The organism is Halorubrum sp. CSM-61 (assembly GCF_003781945.1).
Taxonomy (GTDB): Archaea; Halobacteriota; Halobacteria; order Halobacteriales; family Haloferacaceae; genus Halorubrum.
The window spans coordinates 185,436-201,694 of the sequence record NZ_RJJW01000002.1; the positions used below are offsets into that span (position 1 = coordinate 185,436).

The window sequence follows — 16,259 nt, forward strand, 5'->3', positions numbered from 1 at the left end:
TCAGAGCGAGAGTCCCGCTACGCGACGGACTCGGCGGCCGGGCGTCCTGAAGAATTCACTGACTTATCGCTCCCCGCCCGGTTCGGCCGCGAGCGCGGCGTCGCGCAGCTCCCGGCAGCGGTCGTCCTCCACAGTCAGCTCCGGGACCGCCGTGGGACTTCCGTCGGCGTCGACCGCGACGAACACGAAGTACGACTCGGTGGTCAGCTCGCGCTCGCCGGTCCGGGGGGACTCACGGAACGCGCGGATCCGAGTGCGGAGGCTCGTGCGCCCGACCGCGTACACGTACGACTCGACGATGCAGGTGTCGCCCTGCGGCACCGGTCGCTTGAAGTCGAGCCCGTTGATCTTGGCCGTGACGCAGGTCTCGCCCGCGGCACGCATCGCCGACATCGCGCCGATCTCGTCCATCCATTTGACGACGTTGCCCCCGTGAGCCGACTCGTAGTTGTTGGTGTGGGTCGGCTGGACGCGCTGGCGGTTCTCGATGTAGGTGTCGCTGACGGTCGGCATGGCGGTGCTCACACGCCGGGGCGTGAAAGGGGCGGCGGCGCGCCGTCGGTTCCGGAGCGTGAGTTCACAGAGCATACGTGACCGCTTCTCTCTTGAAAACCCGATCGTCCCTGGGCGTTTTCGCGGATCGCTGGAGCCGCAACAAGATATATATACTCGCGTGGCATTCACTAGCATGCATGTCTAGTAGTGCACCCAGCGCGGACGACGACGTGTTCGACGAGTTCCTGTCCGATCACGGCCACGAGACGGAGATCGTACGCTGGGAGCGATCTTATAACAAGCTTCAGTGTCCGGAGTGCGGTGCGCTACACCCCGAGGGAACAGCGCGGTGTGACGTGTGCGACTGGCGTCCGACCTGACGCCGACGGCGTCGTACAGTCGATTAGCGGTTTTCTTTCGAGCGGAGTCGGCGGCAGTATTATGTAGTATCAATCGATAGTGGCGAGTATGCCGACCTGCCAGAACTGCGGTTCGTTCGTCACGACCGACTACGTTCGGGTGTTCACGCCGAACGAGGTCGATCGGCCCCGAGTCTGTCCCGCCTGCGAGGACCTCGTCCGCGACGGCGCCGACGTGCGCGAGGCGCGGGCAACGCGAAGCAACTGACGGCGGCGACCCGACAGCGACCATGTCGACGCCCCGACGGAAGACGCGGAGACGCCCCGACGCGACGTTCCCTCCGGAGCGGCCCGAGCCACGGCGTTTAAGGAGAACCGGAGTCAGGAGTAGACAATGACCGATCCCACGGTGACGCGACTGTTCGGCGGTCCGGGCAGCGGGAAGACCACGGCGCTTCTGGACCGCGTCGAGGGGATCCTCGAGGACGACGAGGCCGACGTCCGCGACGTGCTCGTCGTCTCGTACACGCGCGCCGCCGCCGCCGAGATCCGCGAGCGGCTCGCCGAGCGCCTCGACATCTCCCCCCGCAGCCTCCAGGGGAACGTCTGTACCATGCACGCGAAGGCGTACGAGCTGCTCGACCTCTCTCGCGGCGACGTGGTCGGCGAGGACGACAAGGAGGCGTTCTGCGAGGAGTACGGCATCGAGTTCGAGGACCAGCACGGCGGCGCGGGGCGGCGGACCGCGCGGTCGACGACGATCGGCAACAAGATCATCGCCACCTCGCAGTGGCTCCAGCGCACCGAGCGCGACGTGGCCGACTGGTACGACGTGCCCTTCCAGTGGAACGTCGAGGAGGTCCGGCTCCCGCCCGAGGAGGACCCGAACGCCCAGCAGGGGAACAAGTACACGCCGACGTGGCCCTCCGACGACGACCGGATCGACATCCCCGAGACGATCCGCGCGTGGCGCGGCTACAAGGGCGACCACGACCTCGTCGGCTTCGCGGACATGCTCGAACGCGTCGCGCAGCGCTCGCTGGTCCCGAACGTCGAGTACCTGATCATCGACGAGTTCCAGGACATCACGACGCTGCAGTACAACGTCTTCGAGGAGTGGAAACCGCACATGCGGAAGGTGCTCATCGCCGGCGACGACGACCAGGTCGTCTACGCGTGGCAGGGCGCCGACCCCGACCTCCTGCTGGACACCGAGGTCGACGAGGACGTCGTCCTCCCGAACTCCTACCGGCTCCCCTCCGAGATCCTCAACGTCGTCAACGCCGAGATCCGTCACATCGACAAGCGACAGGAGAAGGACCTCCACCCCCGCAAGGAGGGCGGCACCGTCGAGGCGATCGAGTCGCCGTCGATGCTCGAGCTCGTCCGGAACGTCCGGTACACGGTCGAGGACGACGAGGGCAGCGTGATGTGTCTGTTCCGGGCGCGCTACCAGATGTTCGACTTCATCGACGAGTTCATCGACCACGGGATCCCCTTTACCATGCTGACCGACGGCCGGATGTGGACCGACCGCGTGCAGGACTACGTCAGCGCCATCGAGAAGGCCGACGCCGGCGACCCCGTGAACGGGCTGGAGGCCCGACGCCTCGCCGACATGCTGCAGGACTCGGCGTTCGGCACCCACGAGCGCGACGAGTTCTACGACTTCCTCGACGACCGCGAGGAGGCGGCCGACGCCGACGACGTCTCCCTGATCGAGGTGACGCGCGACGAGCTCGACGAGTTCATCCCCTTCATGCCGGACGCCGCGAGCGCCGACGACATGGTCCGGAAGGTGACGAGCTTCCAGCGGAAGTCGATGGGCGCGTACTTCGGCGGCGACTACGAGGGAGCGGACCCGACCCGCGTCCGCGTCGGTACCATCCACTCCGCGAAGGGCCGCGAGGCCGACCACGTGTTCGTCGCGACCGACCTCACCGAGAAGGTGGTCGAGCAGATGGCGGCCTCGCTCGACGACCCGACCGACGTGGACGGCGTCGAGGAGTTCACGAAGACCACGAGCCCCGTCCCCGTCCTCACCGACAACGAGCGCCGCGTGTTCTACGTCGGGATGTCCCGCGCCCGCGAGCGGTTGGTGATCATGGAGAGCCTCATCAGCGGGGCGCCGACGCTCCCGATCAGCGTCCTGCTCTTCAACGAGCTCCGCGACGAGCCCGCACAGGAGCTCGTCGAGGAGGTGCAGGCGGAGCTGGCCGTCCCCGAACCCGAGCCGTGAGCGACGACGGATTCGGCCAGATTCGTCCCCTCCGAACCGACCTCGCCCCGATCGCCGAGGCGGTCGCGGACGCGGGCGCCGACGCCTTCGTCGCCGTCGGCGACCGGTTCGACGACGACCTCCGGTACCTCACGCGCTTTGCCGGTCCGGACCGGGCGTACGCGCTGGTGGTCGTCCCGAGCCACGACCGGGACGGCGAGAGCGGCGCCGCGGGCCGCGCCGTCCTCTGTGCCCCCTCGCTGTTCCGCGAGCAGGCCGAGCGGGAGTTCGTCGCCGGGGCGCGCGACGGGGGTGGAGATGACGCCGAGTTCCACGACGGCGTCGCCCGCGAGGTGCGGACCGAGCGCGTCGGCGACCACGCGGGCCAGCGCGCCGCGGCGGTCGTGCGCGACCTGCTCGGCGGTAGAGATCACGGTGGCGAGGACGGCGAGAGAGACGACGGCGACCCCACCCTCCTCGTTCCCCCGCCGATCCCGCACGACGCGGCGGTGTACCTCGAACGGGCCGGCAACGCGCTCGCGTCGACCGGTGCGGTCGAGGACGCCAGATCGCGGAAGACCGACGCCGAGGTCGACCGGCTCCGCCGCGTCCAGCGCGCGGCGGTCGCGGGGATGGCGCGCGCGGAGACCGCGCTGGCCGCGAGCGAGGTCGTCGGGGCGGCGTCCGCGGGAGGGACGTCGCCCGACGGCGACTCGGAACCCGACCGCAGGCCCGCCCTCCGCTGGGAGGGCGCCCCCCTGACGACGGAGCGCCTGCGGCGGGCGGTGAACGCGACGCTCGCGGCTCACGGCGTCCGGGACGCGGGCGACACCGCGATCGGCGCCGGCCCGTCGGCGGCCGACCTCCACTTCGTCGGCGACGAGCCGATCCGCGCGGGCGAGACGGTGCTGATCGACGTCTCGCCGCGCGGCCCCGACGGCTACCGCGGCGACCTCACCCGGACGTTCGTCGTCGACGGCGACGGCGGCTGGGAGCGGCGGGCGTACCTCGCGGTCGAGTCGGCCCGGAAGGTCGCGCTCGGCGAGATCGAGCCGGGCGTCCCCGCGAAAGCCGTCCACGGCGAGGCCGCCGCCGAACTGGGCGCGTACGGGTTCGACCCGAACGCGAGGGAGGGCGAGCCCGGGTTCACCCACGGGGCCGGCCACGGCGTGGGCGTGAGCCTCCACGAGTCGCCGTCGCTGTCGAGCGGGACGGAGCTGCGACCGGGCCACGTCGTGACGGTCGAGCCGGGCGTGTACGACCCCGAGGTCGGCGGCGTCCGGCTGGAGGACCTCGTCGTCGTCACCGAGGACGGCTGCGAGGTGCTGGCCGAGTACCCGTTCGGGATCGTCCCGGCCGATCGGGAGTGAACTCGGACGGAGAGCCTACTTCTCGACCGCGGTCGCGTCCTCGGGTCTCGACTCGGTCTCTTCCGCCGTCGAGTCCGCGTCGGTCGAGCCCTCGTCCGCGGGATCGAGAGCGGCGAGCCCGCGGAGCTGTCGGGGGAGCAGCCCCGCGAGCAGTCCCCGAACGATCCGCCCCGGATCGAGGAAGTACTGCGGGAGCACGACCATCGCGGCGGCGACGACGAGCAGGCCGACGCCGAGCGCGACCTCGCCGGCGAACAGCCGGACGACCGCGTAGTTCGCGAGCGGGAGGGCGAAGATCAGCGACGCCGCCAGCCCGATCATATCGGTCAACCCGAGTCTCATTGCGACCGGGTTGGCTCCCGGGGGTCAAAAGGGGCGCGGCGTCGGCGGCGCGGAGTCGTGGGACGCGGCCGCAGCGGGTCCCGAGCGAACACCGAACCGATATGTGTCGCGCGCGCCCAGTTCCGGTATGTTCACCGGCATCGTCGAGGACACCGGAACCGTCCGGGAGCGGACCGAGACCGAGGACGGGCTCCGGCTCCGGATCGCCGTCGACGGGTTCGACGACCTCCACCACGGCCAGTCGATCAGCGTCAGCGGCGTCTGTCTCACGGTCGAGGAGTACGGCAGTGGCGCGGACGCCGGCGAGAGCGACGACGGAGGCACCGACGACGGCGACGCAGACGCCGATTGGTTCGAAGTGTTCCTCGCGAGCGAGACGGTCGCGAAGACGTACCTCGGCGAGGTCGCCGCGGGCGACGCGGTCAACGTCGAGCGGGCGATGCCCGCCGACGGGCGGTTCGACGGCCACGTCGTGCAGGGCCACGTCGACACCGTCGCCGAGGTGACGGCGAGCGAGCGCGTCGGCGAGGACTGGCGGTTCACCTTCTCGATCCCCGAGGGACACGACGACTACCTCGTCGACAAGGGGTCGGTCACGCTTGACGGCATCTCGCTGACGGTCGCCGAGAAGCGGGCCGAGGAGTTCGACGTCGCGATCATCCCGACGACCTACGAGCTGACGACGCTCTCGGCGAAGTCGGTCGGCGACCCGGTCCACCTGGAAGTGGACGTGATCGCGAAGTACGTCGAGAACATGATCGGCGGGGACGTCTAGCTGACGTTCGGGGCGGGAAGCGCGGGAAGATGACCCTCAGTATCGTGGCCTGGACCCTCTGGGGTTGAGACGACGCAGCCGGAGTCGGTTTGTGACGCCGATCGCCTCAGTTCCGCATACCAGTGATTTTTCGGTGAATAAAAATGCAAAAAGGACCTGTACCTAGACTTATACCATTACTCAAGTAATTATATCTCCTTTCTCCCCACATACATCAATCTTATATACAACTCTTTGTGACAATTGGTCGCAATGTCAGAGAAACGATCGGTTAAATCGCTACCACGCAGGACGTATCTCAAACTCGCTGGAGCGGCTGGCGGTGTGACAGCACTCGCCGGGTGTTCGGGGTTCGGCGACTCACAGGAATCTCCCTCACAGGAGTTTGAAGGAGCCTCTGAATCCGGCGAGAGGGAAGGGCTGACGAGTAGTATTCCGGACATCCGACTGGACACCGCAAGGTTCGCTTCCGAGCGCTCGTTCGACAACGACGGGTACGAGCGGATGCATCTCTACCGGAAGAGCCGTGCGGTCGAGACGCTGCTCGGGGATCCCCGGGTTAACGATCTGGTCGGGGACTGGATCGGCGCGTTCGAGGTCTACGAGGTGCTGACGAACCACCTCGAGGTCGTCAGTCTCCAAGGGCCGGCGTCGTTCACCGTCGAGGAGATCGGGTTCCCGTACCCCGGCGAGGAGATCAGCGAGGACGCCGAGGCGACCTTCGAGATCACCGCGGAGGAGCGGCAAACCGTATACGGGCTGATCGACCGGCACACCGACGAGATCGTCGGCCTAGAGATTACGGAACCGGAGGACGTGAGCTGGGAGAAGACCCAGAATGCCGAGGACATCGAACACGGACACCTGATCCTCGAGAGTGATGTCGTCCAGGAGGAGTTCGGCGATCTGAGCGAGTATAAGTGGTACCCCTCTTGGAAGGGGTCCGGCGGCGGGTTCACCGGTCTTGGCGCGGGGGATCTCAGACACGGGATGGGCGGTACCGCGGCGCTGTACGTTGAGGACGACGGCGAGTTGAAGGTAATAAGCGCGTTCTTAGACGGGTCCGGAGACGAGCCCGAACTGATCAACGTCACCGTTGTCGACAACGCCGTCGAGTACCAGCCACCGGACCTCGCCAGCGACGTCGTCCCGGTGGAGAACTCCGTCGTCGACGAGGTCCCCGGCGTGCCGTTCGAAAAACGCCCCTACTACACTGCAAACGAGGGCTGGCACCGGATCGAACCGCCCGAGAGTAGCTTCGAGCAGAGCGACTGGTCGATCGAGTGGCAAGATCCCACGTATGAGGGGATCACGATGACGGGATCGTACAACGGCAAACCGGTGTTCGAGGCGTTAAACACGCCGATGACGATCACCGGGTACTACCTCCCGCCCCGCGAGGGCCGGATGACACGCGAGTACTACTTCCCCGACGACGACACGGTCTTCACCGGCGATCTCGCCTTCTGGGATGTTCACGGGACCGATTTCGGCGGACCCGGACTGCTCTCGAAGATCGACTTTCCCGCGGACAATGGACGGCCGAGCGGCTTCCAGCTTAAAACGCATTACCACACCGGTGCGGAGGGGCTCGAGAGCGTCGACTTCCACTCTGGGTTCCGGTTCGGCCCGTACAACTACGACATCGCCTACGACTTCTACGAGGACGGCGTGTTGCGGCCGGTGTTCCGGCGGGCCGGCCCCGGCTTCGTAAAGCAGTTCGTGAACAAGGTGCAAGCGAACTCCGAGAGTTACGCCGAAAACGGCAGCTACGAGGAGCGCGTCGTTCAGCACTACACCTCGACGCAGGCGTTCGACATCACGCCCGGAACCGAAAGCGGCGTGGCGGTCGAGCTGTTCGACGGCGACGAGTGGACGGAACCCGACGAGGAGTTCTACGTCGGCGGCGACCCGGGCATGAAAGCGCGCTTCAGTAACCCCGACGGTCCCGAGGCGGTCGATATTCCGCTCGACGACGACACCGAACTCGTCGTCGTCCGCCGCCACGAGGACGAGATAGGACCCGGCGAGGCGACGGCAGAACGGCTCGTGGACGAGGAGACGCCGTCGAATCTATATCACCCCGCGCAGTACGTCGACGGCGAGTCGATCCAAGGCGAGCGGCTGATCGTCTGGCTGTTGATGGTGGGAGCGACCAACCAGGTCCCCTACCCCTCCGGGACGACGAACTTCACGACGACCGGTCACATCGAACTCACCGGCTACGAGTAACAGGATGGATCGATCGGAGGTTCCGGCGGTGACATCGAGCGAGAACGAGTCCGGCGCGTCCCGGCGACAGTTCGTGCGCCGCGTCGTGGCCGCCGGCGGGGCGACCGCGCTTGCGGCCTGTCTCGACGGGCAGGGCCGCGACGCGCTCGACGCGCCGCCCGGGAGCGATCCAGAGACGCTCCCCGACCGACAGCACGCCTGGAACCAGACGCTCCCGACCGACTCCGACGGAACCGTCGGCCGGGCGTCACACCACGTGTTCCTGCGCCTGGCGCTGACGAGTGCCCCGAACCGGACGGACCGCGAACGCGTCGAAGCGGCACTCCGGAGCGTAGAGCGGGCGCTCGAATGGGGACCAGATGGCGTACTCTTTACGCTCGGGTACACACCGGCGTACTTCAACCGGTACGAGCAGTCAATCGACGCCGTCGATCTTCCCGACCCGGATCCGATCACCGCCATCACCGCCGAAAGCCGGATCGACGTCGACGACGGCGACGCCATGTTACATCTCGCGAGCGAGGATCCGGCGGTGGTCCTCGCAGTCGAAGAGGCGCTCTTCGGCGAGAACGACTCGCTCAACGGCCATGACGTCGGGGAGACGCTCGCGCCGGTCTTCGAGCGGACGAACCGTCGGACCGGATTCGTCGGGTCGGGACTCCCAGCCGACCGTCAGACCGGACTTGACGGGGTTCCAGAAGGCGAACCCGTGCCCGAGGAGGCGCCCTTCTTCATGGGATTTCGGTCCGGGTTTCGGAAGAGTCAGGCGACCGAGGACCGCGTGACGATCCGGTCCGGGCCGTTCGCGGGCGGTACGACCCAACACTTCGAGTCGATCGAACTCAACCTCGACATCTGGTTCGACGACAACGACCACGAACAGCGCGTCGCGCGGATGTTCAGCCCCGAACACGCGGCAGAGGAAGCAGTCGGAACCGTGGGTGAGCGACTGGGAGCGGCGACCGGAGCCACCGACGTCACCGACGATATCCACGATCACGCCCGGGAGCACGGCACGGTCGGCCACGCCCAGAAGCTTGCTCAGGCACGCGAGGACGGAGAGCCGGTACTTCTCAGACGGGATGTCAACACGACGGAGGGCGACGCCGCAGGGCTTCAGTTCCTCTCGCTCCAGCGACGGATGTCGGAGTTCACCGCCGCTAGAGAGGCGATGCTCGGCGAGCGGTTCCACCAGTACGGACTCGGTCCGCGACAGCCAAACGGGATCCTCCAGTACATCCGCGTCCGCAGCTGGGGGAGTTACCTGATCCCCCCGCGGGGGAGCCGGGCGCTCCCGCGGCCGTCCCAGTGAACGGCGAGCGGGGCATCCACGGCGGCCCCGATCATTCGCCGATCCCTGCCTCCGACGGATCCGATAGCACAGACCGGTCCGAAAGCACCAAGAAGCGATGGACGATTCGGCGGAAAACCACCGAGTCTCGATTCCTCAGGCGTCCTTCGCGCCCTCGACGGTCTCGCGGACGGCGTCGACGCCCTCGTCGTGGAGCAGGTCGCCGACGACGATCACGTCGCTGTGGGCGGCCATCTCGTTGGCCGACTCGTAGCCGTGGATCCCGCCGCCGTAGAAGAGGGCGGCCTCGTCGAGCGCGTCGTGGGCGGCCGCGACCTTCTCCGTGTCGCCGAACGTGCCCGAGTACTCGACGTAGACGATCTCCTGGCCGAACATGCGCTCGGCCACCTTCGCGTACGCCTCCACGTCGTCGGCGCTGAGGTCGCAGTCGGCCTCGGTCAGCTGGGCGACCGACGCCTCGGGGTTCATCACGATGTACGCCTCGGTGTGCGTCCGGTCCCAGTCGAGGTCGTCGATGCGGACCCACTCCTTGTGCGCGCCGGTGATCCAGAACGGGCCGCCCGCGTTGAACACGGTCGGGATCAGGTAGCCGTCGAGGGCGGGCGAGTCGATGACGACGCCCGGGTTCGACGGCTCCTGGTACAGCGGCACGTCGTACTCTGCGGCGGCGTCGACGACGCGGCTCATCTTCTCCGCGGTGACGTCGAGGGTCCCGCCGATCTCGATCGCGTCGGTCCCGGTCCGGCAGACGTCCTCGAAGGTGTCGTCCCCGTACAGCTCCTTGTCGGGGTCGACCTTCAGCACGTGGTCCCAGTCGTCCCACGGGTTGTTCATCGGAAACGACTCCACCGGCAGGAACCAAAAAGGTGCGGAACCTGTCTCGCGAGCGGGCGGCTCGAGAGCCGAGACTACAGCAGGTCGTCGATCTCGTCGTTCTGGAACGCGTCGGCTGGATCGGCCTGTTCCTCCGGCTCGTCCCGGACCGCCTGCCGCGCGCGTTCGAGGAACTCCTCGACGCGGCGCGAGCGCTCGACGCCGCCGAGGAGGACGAGGGCGGCCACCCGGTCGGAGTCGAGCGGGAAGTCGCCGCCGCGCACCTGCATCGACCCGGTCTCCTCTTGGAGCCACTTGCGCGCCTTCTCCGCGCCCTTCCGAGAGATCCGGTCGGGGTCGCCCGCGATGGCGACGAGGGCCGCGTCCGCCTCGGTCGCGTTCGGGAGCGACATCCCGGTCATCACCGCGCTCCGGACCGCGCTCATCACGGTCGTGACGTTCTCCTCGGGGTCCTCGGCGGCGGGCGCGGAGGAGAACCCGACCGCGGCCATGCCGCCGGCGCGGAGCGTGTTGATCACCTCGCTCGTGTCGACGACCGACTCCGCGACGCCCTCGACGGATTCGCCCGCCGCGAGCAGGAGCCCGACCCGCTTGGCCATCGAGGCGTTGATCGCCGCGTAGCCGCCCTCGACCGACTCGCCCGAGGAGCGCCACGCGTCGTTGTCGAGCAGGATCGTCGCGTCGGCCTCGCGAACGAGCGTCTTCAGCGAGCGTCCGGCGTTCACCTGGTACATCGCCCCCTCGTCGCGGCCGGGGAGGACCCCGAGCGCGTACACGGGCACGTCGTACACGCGGCTCAGCTCGCGGACGAGGATCGGCGCGCCGCCGGAGCCGGTGCCGCCGCCGAGCCCCGCGACCACGAAGATCGCCTCCGCGTCGGCGGTCACCTTCGGCGCGAGCGCGTCCAGCACCTCGACGGCGTCTTCTTCCATCACTTCGGCGCCGAGCTCGTTGTCGCCGCCGACGCCGTGTCCGTTCACCCGGGACTGCCCGACGAGGACCGTGTCGAGCGGGAGGGGTTCTAAGTCCGCCGACGCGGTGTTCACCGCGAGCGCGTCGAGCACCGCACCGTAGCCGGCGTCGGCGTCGAACTCGGCGAGCGCGGTCGTGAGCTTCCCGCCCGCCTGTCCGACGCCGAGGAGGACCGCTTTCATGATCGTAAGGTAACCGATCGCGCGGTAATACCTTTTCCCCCGAGGTTTAAGTGCGGAACCGCGGCCAGTCGGCCGCGTGACCGACGACACTCGCGACCGCGACCGACCGTTCGCCGACGGCGGGGAGACGGCGGAGACGACGAGCGACGGGCGTACCGGCCACTCTTCCTCCTTCGGCCGAGCCGATCGCACGCCGGCCGGAACCGCCGACTCCACGCGATCGACGGCGCAGCGTCCGACAGACTCCGACCCGAGTGGAGCTCCGGGTGAGGACTCGAACGCCGTTCCGAACGCCGGATCGAACGGTGACCGGCTCGAAGAGCGGCTCCGCGCGGTCGAACGCGCGCTCACCGGGACCGACGACGCCGTCGCCGACCTCGGCGACGAGGCGACCGCGAGCGCGGAGCGGGAGGAGCTGTCGACGCGGCTCGGCGACCTCGAGGCGCGCGTCGAGGAGCTGGAGGCGGCAACGCAGGCGATCAGGGGGTACGTCGGATCGATCCGGTCAGTGAATCAAGCGGTCGAGCGCCGTGCCGACCTCGCGCTCGCGAAGGCCAGCGAGAACGGCGACGCCGGTGTAAACGGCGGAACGAACGCGAGGGACGGCAGGGCCGCGGGCGAAGTCGCGATCGACGACGCGACCGCGGACGACGCGCTCGACGGCGGCGTGCCGAGCGAGGCCGACCTCGACGCCGCCGTTCCGACGGATCGGCGGCGAGGAAACGAACGGAGATCGGCGGCCGAACCCGCGGTCGATCGCCCCGAGACGGACGGCGAGAGCGCGGGCGACTCGTGGCGCTCCGGCGCCCTGGATCGGCTCCGTGACTCGCTGTAACCGACTTCGCGGCGCGAGGTGGGAGCCGTGATCCGCGTCGTCCTCACGGTCCTCGTCGCCGTCGCGCTCCTCGCGGTATCGATGCCGGCGCTGGAGGACTCCCGGACCGGGACGACTGACGAGCGGCTCGGTACCGAATCGGACCGCGTCGAGCGGGCGATCGGCGGGCTCGCCGCCGGGTCGATGAGCGTCTCGGATCCGTCGCTCGCCGCGCGAACGACGGTGACGGTCCGCGCTCCGAGCGGCGTCACGGCCGCGCGGGTCGACCGACTCGCGCTCGTCGAGACGGAGCGACCGGAGAGCGAGCCCGTCCCGGCGCTCCGCTATCGGATCGACGGCGGGCGCGAGCGAACCGCCTCGATCGCCCCCGAGGTGACGACCGCGACCGTCGAGATCGTCGACGGGCCGATCGAGCTCCGGACGCGCGGTGAGAGCCGTCTGGAGCTCCGCCTCGTCGACGGCCCGATCGTCGAGATCGCGCGGATCGGGTGAGGGTTTATAAGTGATACCGCGGCCACGCTCGCCATGAGCTTCGATCTCCCCTCGATGTCGTCGCTCGGGAGCGACGACGCGCCTCTGCACGCGCTCCCGTGGGTCGACGACGAGGCGGACGACTGTCGGTGCGAACCGTCGTTCAGGGAGCCGGTTGGCACCGGCGTCGACGACCGAGTCGTGCTCGCGGTCGACGCCGGCGACTGCCCCGGACGCGGCGATCTCGCCGCGAGTCCCGCCTGTCTCGCGACGGTCGTGGAGGCGCTGACGGAGCGCGACGCCGACGTGGTCCGGACCCGCCACGCCGGGCGGGAGCGGACCTACGCCGGGCGGGCGGCGGCGTGTCTGATCGCCGCCGGACGGTTCCGCGAACGGATCGAGTTCCACGAGACGCGGCTCGCCGATCGCGTGACCCGGGAGCCGATCGCGGCGGCGCGGGAGGCGAGCGGCCGCGAGGGACCGCCGAAGCGGATCGCCGCGGAGACCGGACTGGCCGAGACGGTCGCGGACGCGGAGGAAGTCGGCGAGGTGTTGCGGGCGCACGCCGGGCCGACGATCGCGGCCACGCGCGTCGCGTCGGCGCCGCCGCCGGACGCGGCGCTCGTCGATCGGTGGGAGGTCGACACGGGCGCGACCGTGCGGCTGTACGAGGGGGCGGGACCGCTGCGGACGTACCACCTCACGCCCCCCTCGGCGCGGCTCGACGACGAGGCCGTCGAGCGACTCGCCGCCGCGAAGGACCGGCTGCTCGACGACCCGACCGGCGGCGACAGGGCTCCGGGGCGAGCGGTGCGGTCGGTGGCGGCGGCCGGCGACCCAGTCTCGACGCTGGGCGACGTGCTCCGTCGACACACCCGCGGGTACGGCGCGTTCGAACACGTGTTCGCCGACGACCGCGTGAGCGACGCGACGCTGTCGGCGCCCGTCGCGGAGAATCCCCTTCGGGTCGTCGTCGACGGGGAGCGCTGCCGGACCAACGTCAGGCTCCCGCCCGAGGGCGCGGCGACGCTCGCGTCCCGCCTCCGGCGGACGAGCGGACGGGGGTTCTCCCGCGCGAGCCCGACGCTCGACGCCACGATCGAGGCCGAAGCCGGGCGCGTCCGGGTCGCGGCGACGACGGACCCCGCCAGCGACGGCCTCTCCTTTACGTTCCGGCGTGGCGATCCGGACGCGTGGACCCTCGCGCGGCTCGTGAACGTCGAGACGGTCACGCCGGCGGCCGCGGGCCTCCTCTCCGTGGCGGTGGAGCGTGGCGTGACCGGGCTCGTCGCCGGCGGCCGCGGCGCGGGAAAGACGACCGCGCTCGGGTCGCTCCTCTGGGAGCTACCGGCCGAGACGCGCTCGATCCTGATCGAGGACACGCCGGAGCTGCCGGCCGAAGCGGTGACCGCGGCCGGACGCGACGTCCAGCGGCTCCGCGTGGGCGACGGCGCGGAGCCGTCGCCGAGCGAGGCGGTGCGGACCGCGCTTCGACTCGGCGGCGGCGCGATCGTCGTCGGCGAGGTCCGCGGCGAGGAGGCGGCGGCGCTGTACGAGGCGATGCGTGTCGGCGCGGCCGGCGAGGCGGTCCTCGGGACGATCCACGGCGAGACGCCCGAGGCGGTCCGCGAGCGGGTCGTCAGCGATCTCGGCGTTTCCCCGTCCTCGTTCGCCGCGACCGACCTGATCGTCGTGCTTGACGACCATCGCGTCGAGACGATCGCCGAGGTCGTCGGCCACGACGGCGAGGCCTCGTTCGAGCCGCTGTTCGAGCGGACCGGAACGGGGCTGGTCCCCACCGGACGGATCGACCGCGGAGAGAGTCGACTCGTCGAGTCGCTCACGGAGACCGGCGAGTCGTACGCCTCCGTCCGCAGTGCCATCGACCGACGGGGGAAACGGATCGGGGAGGCGGCGAGAACCGGACGGACAGCGCCGGAGCGCTACGTCGACCGTGACGATCCCAGCCGACGGAACGACGGCTTCGGCGGTGGCGAGCGATGACCGGTCCGAATGGCGATTTCGACGGAACGCCGGGACGGGGTGCGGTGGACGGCGACGAGGGATCGGCGGAGCTTCGCCGCGCAGTCGCGTTCCTCCGGTGGGACGCCACGAGCGCGCGGGTGATCGAAGCGGGGTACCGGGCCGGCGTGGGAGTCGGCCTCGCCTGCGCCGTCGTCGTCGCGTTCGTCTCCGGGCCCGTCCCGGGCCTGCTGTTCGGGCTCGCGGGGGGACTGGGAGCCACGCACGCCGTGCATCGCGGACCGGTGTGGCTCGCCTCGCTCCGCCGGACCAGGGCCCTCGGGGCCGCGCCCGGGCTCGTCGGACGGCTCGTGTTGCGGATGCGGTTGGACCCGTCGACGGAGCGCGCCGTCCGGTTCGCCGCACGGACCGGCGACGGACCGCTCGCAGACGGCCTCGCGCGGCGCGAGCGAGCGAACGCCGACGGACCGACCAGCGGGCTCCGGGAGTTCGCCCGCGAGTGGCAGCCGTGGTTCCCGGCGATCGACCGGGCTGCGGCGCTCGTCCGGACGGCGGCGTCCGCCCCGTCGGAGCGTCGGGGACGGTGTCTGGACCGTGCGCTCGACGCGACGATCGCCGGAACGACCGATCGCCTCGCTACCTTCGTCGGCGAGGTCCGCGGCCCGGTCTCGGCGCTGTACGCGTTCGGCGTGCTGCTCCCGCTCGCGCTCATCGCCCTCCTCCCGGCGGCCGCCGCGGCGGGCGTCCCGATCGGTTCCGGCGTCGTCGCGGCGCTGTACCTCGGCGTGCTCCCGATGGGACTGCTCGCGGCGGCGGCGTGGCTGCTCTCCCGTCGCCCGGTCGCGTTCGCGCCGCCGAGCATCGACGGGGACCATCCGGACGTTCCGGAGAGACGGATTCACGCCGCTGCCGCTGGGGTGGGGACCGGAGCCGTCGCCGCCGCCGTCGCGGCGCGGTTCGTCGCCGGGTGGACCGCACCGGTCGCGGGGGTCGGCGTCGGTGCCGGCGTCGCGCTGTTCGTCGCCGTCCGACACCGCAGGGCGGTGCTGTCGGACGTCCGCGCCGTCGAGCGCACCCTCCCGGACGCGATGACGGTGATCGGCGGCGACGTGGCCGAGGGCGTCGCCGTCGAGACCGCGATCGCGAACGCGGGCGAGCGGATCGACGGCGCCACCGGCGAGCTGTTCGAACTCGCGGGGCGACGGAGCGACACGCTCCGCGTCGGCGTCCGAGAGGCGTTCCTCGGCCGCGGCGGTCCGGCGGTTCCGGTGCCGTCGCCGCGGGTGCGGGGCGCTGTCGCGCTGCTCGCCGTCGCCGCTCGGGAGGGGCGACCGGCGGGCGACGTACTGCTCGAGCTCGCCGACCAGCTGGAGGACCTCCGCGAGCTCGAGAGCGACGCGCGGCGACAGCTCGCGACCGTAACGGGGACGCTGACGAACACGGCGGCGGTGTTCGCGCCGCTCGTCGGCGGGGCGACGGTCGCGCTCGCCACCGGCATCGACGCGGTCGACGCCGGAGGGCTCGGTGCCGGGGCGACCGCCGGAGCGGACGCGCTCGGCGTCGGCGGTGCCGGCGGCACCGGCGCTTCCGGCAGCGGAGGGGTCGGAACGGCCGGCGAACCGTCCGCGGGATCGAACGGAGGCGGCGCGCTCTCGGTTCCGGTGCTCGGACGGATCGTTGGCACGTACGTGCTGCTCCTCGCGGCGCTGCTCACCGCGCTGGCGACCGGCCTTGAACGCGGATTCGACCGGACCCTCGTCGCTTATCGGATCGGGATCGCGCTCCCGACCGCGACCGCGACGTATCTCGTCGCGTTCCTTGGGGCCGGACTACTGCTGTAGCGAAGTGGGTGACCCTCCGAACGGCTCCCGGAGCGATC

15 protein-coding genes are annotated in these 16,259 nt (G+C 70.1%); 11 read left to right on the forward strand and 4 right to left on the reverse strand.

All coding sequences use genetic code 11. The annotated features are described in order from the left end of the window. Nucleotides 1–63 precede the first annotated feature (63 nt). Nucleotides 64–513 carry an acyl-CoA thioesterase gene (locus EDM04_RS04040; protein WP_123619874.1) on the reverse strand — a complete coding sequence of 150 codons (450 nt, stop codon included), beginning with the start codon at nt 511–513 and terminating at the stop codon, nt 64–66. A gap of 179 nt (nt 514–692) precedes the next feature. On the opposite strand from EDM04_RS04040, the gene EDM04_RS04045 reads away from it, so the two are divergent. The 4 genes from EDM04_RS04045 (at nt 693) to EDM04_RS04055 (ending at nt 4,442) form a co-directional block, all read left to right on the forward strand. Further along, nucleotides 693–875, forward strand: a complete 183-nt coding sequence (locus tag EDM04_RS04045) for an HVO_0416 family zinc finger protein (protein ID WP_080509988.1) — start codon at nt 693–695, stop codon at nt 873–875. An 88-nt stretch (nt 876–963) separates the two neighbouring features. Beyond that, nucleotides 964–1,122 carry a hypothetical protein gene (locus EDM04_RS18415; RefSeq protein ID WP_008002314.1) on the forward strand — a complete coding sequence of 53 codons (159 nt, stop codon included), beginning with the start codon at nt 964–966 and terminating at the stop codon, nt 1,120–1,122. Nucleotides 1,123–1,248: 126 nt separating this feature from the next. Further along, nucleotides 1,249–3,093: a UvrD-helicase domain-containing protein gene (locus EDM04_RS04050; protein ID WP_123619875.1), complete on the forward strand. Its 1,845-nt coding sequence runs from the start codon at nt 1,249–1,251 to the stop codon at nt 3,091–3,093. After that, nucleotides 3,090–4,442, forward strand: coding sequence for a Xaa-Pro peptidase family protein (locus EDM04_RS04055; RefSeq protein ID WP_123619876.1), 1,353 nt, complete (start codon nt 3,090–3,092; stop codon nt 4,440–4,442). The genes EDM04_RS04050 and EDM04_RS04055 overlap by 4 nt, the downstream gene beginning before the upstream one ends. A gap of 15 nt (nt 4,443–4,457) precedes the next feature. Here EDM04_RS04055 and EDM04_RS04060 read toward each other — a convergent pair whose 3' ends face one another. Beyond that, nucleotides 4,458–4,784 (reverse strand): hypothetical protein, encoded by a 327-nt coding sequence (locus EDM04_RS04060; protein ID WP_123619877.1) that lies wholly within the window; start codon nt 4,782–4,784, stop codon nt 4,458–4,460. 127 nt (nt 4,785–4,911) lie between these two features. Between EDM04_RS04060 and EDM04_RS04065 the strand changes: the two genes are divergently transcribed. The 3 genes from EDM04_RS04065 to EDM04_RS04075 all read left to right on the forward strand — a co-directional run bounded on the left by EDM04_RS04065 (nt 4,912) and on the right by EDM04_RS04075 (nt 9,103). Further along, nucleotides 4,912–5,559, forward strand: a complete 648-nt coding sequence (locus tag EDM04_RS04065) for a riboflavin synthase (RefSeq protein ID WP_123619878.1) — start codon at nt 4,912–4,914, stop codon at nt 5,557–5,559. A gap of 324 nt (nt 5,560–5,883) precedes the next feature. Beyond that, nucleotides 5,884–7,791: a hypothetical protein gene (locus tag EDM04_RS04070; protein ID WP_241154846.1), complete on the forward strand. Its 1,908-nt coding sequence runs from the start codon at nt 5,884–5,886 to the stop codon at nt 7,789–7,791. Nucleotides 7,792–7,795: 4 nt separating this feature from the next. After that, nucleotides 7,796–9,103: a Tat pathway signal protein gene (locus EDM04_RS04075; RefSeq protein WP_123619880.1), complete on the forward strand. Its 1,308-nt coding sequence runs from the start codon at nt 7,796–7,798 to the stop codon at nt 9,101–9,103. Between the two features lie 135 nt (nt 9,104–9,238). Here the strand turns inward: EDM04_RS04075 and EDM04_RS04080 are convergent, their stop codons facing one another. Continuing rightward, nucleotides 9,239–9,937, reverse strand: coding sequence for a phosphoglycerol geranylgeranyltransferase (locus EDM04_RS04080; protein WP_123619881.1), 699 nt, complete (start codon nt 9,935–9,937; stop codon nt 9,239–9,241). Between the two features lie 74 nt (nt 9,938–10,011). After that, nucleotides 10,012–11,091: a tubulin/FtsZ family protein gene (locus EDM04_RS04085; protein ID WP_123619882.1), complete on the reverse strand. Its 1,080-nt coding sequence runs from the start codon at nt 11,089–11,091 to the stop codon at nt 10,012–10,014. A gap of 76 nt (nt 11,092–11,167) precedes the next feature. Between EDM04_RS04085 and EDM04_RS04090 the strand changes: the two genes are divergently transcribed. Genes EDM04_RS04090 through EDM04_RS04105 form a run of 4 tightly spaced genes read left to right on the forward strand, consistent with a single transcriptional unit; the run spans nt 11,168 to nt 16,221 of the window. Further along, on the forward strand, nt 11,168–11,926 hold the full coding sequence (locus tag EDM04_RS04090) for a hypothetical protein (protein ID WP_123619883.1): 759 nt from the start codon (nt 11,168–11,170) through the stop codon (nt 11,924–11,926). Between the two features lie 27 nt (nt 11,927–11,953). Further along, nucleotides 11,954–12,418 carry a hypothetical protein gene (locus EDM04_RS04095; protein WP_123619884.1) on the forward strand — a complete coding sequence of 155 codons (465 nt, stop codon included), beginning with the start codon at nt 11,954–11,956 and terminating at the stop codon, nt 12,416–12,418. 33 nt (nt 12,419–12,451) lie between these two features. Continuing rightward, entirely contained in the window at nt 12,452–14,401 is a 1,950-nt protein-coding gene (locus EDM04_RS04100) for an ATPase, T2SS/T4P/T4SS family (protein ID WP_123619885.1), read from the forward strand. Continuing rightward, a complete protein-coding gene (locus EDM04_RS04105) occupies nt 14,398–16,221 on the forward strand; it encodes a type II secretion system protein (protein WP_123619886.1) in 1,824 nt (607 codons plus the stop codon). Before EDM04_RS04100 ends, EDM04_RS04105 begins: the two co-directional genes overlap by 4 nt. The last annotated feature ends 38 nt before the right edge of the window (nt 16,222–16,259 follow it).

Bases quoted from the DNA above. Each gene is read 5' to 3' on its own strand.
- EDM04_RS04040 (WP_123619874.1), bottom strand. From the start codon at position 513: ATGCCGACCGTCAGCGACACCTACATCGAGAACCGCCAGCGCGTCCAG.
- EDM04_RS04045 (WP_080509988.1), top strand. From the start codon at position 693: ATGTCTAGTAGTGCACCCAGCGCGGACGACGACGTGTTCGACGAGTTC.
- EDM04_RS18415 (WP_008002314.1), top strand. From the start codon at position 964: ATGCCGACCTGCCAGAACTGCGGTTCGTTCGTCACGACCGACTACGTT.
- EDM04_RS04050 (WP_123619875.1), top strand. From the start codon at position 1,249: ATGACCGATCCCACGGTGACGCGACTGTTCGGCGGTCCGGGCAGCGGG.
- EDM04_RS04060 (WP_123619877.1), bottom strand. From the start codon at position 4,784: ATGAGACTCGGGTTGACCGATATGATCGGGCTGGCGGCGTCGCTGATC.
- EDM04_RS04065 (WP_123619878.1), top strand. From the start codon at position 4,912: ATGTTCACCGGCATCGTCGAGGACACCGGAACCGTCCGGGAGCGGACC.
- EDM04_RS04075 (WP_123619880.1), top strand. From the start codon at position 7,796: ATGGATCGATCGGAGGTTCCGGCGGTGACATCGAGCGAGAACGAGTCC.
- EDM04_RS04080 (WP_123619881.1), bottom strand. From the start codon at position 9,937: ATGAACAACCCGTGGGACGACTGGGACCACGTGCTGAAGGTCGACCCC.
- EDM04_RS04085 (WP_123619882.1), bottom strand. From the start codon at position 11,091: ATGAAAGCGGTCCTCCTCGGCGTCGGACAGGCGGGCGGGAAGCTCACG.
- EDM04_RS04100 (WP_123619885.1), top strand. From the start codon at position 12,452: ATGAGCTTCGATCTCCCCTCGATGTCGTCGCTCGGGAGCGACGACGCG.
- EDM04_RS04105 (WP_123619886.1), top strand. From the start codon at position 14,398: ATGACCGGTCCGAATGGCGATTTCGACGGAACGCCGGGACGGGGTGCG.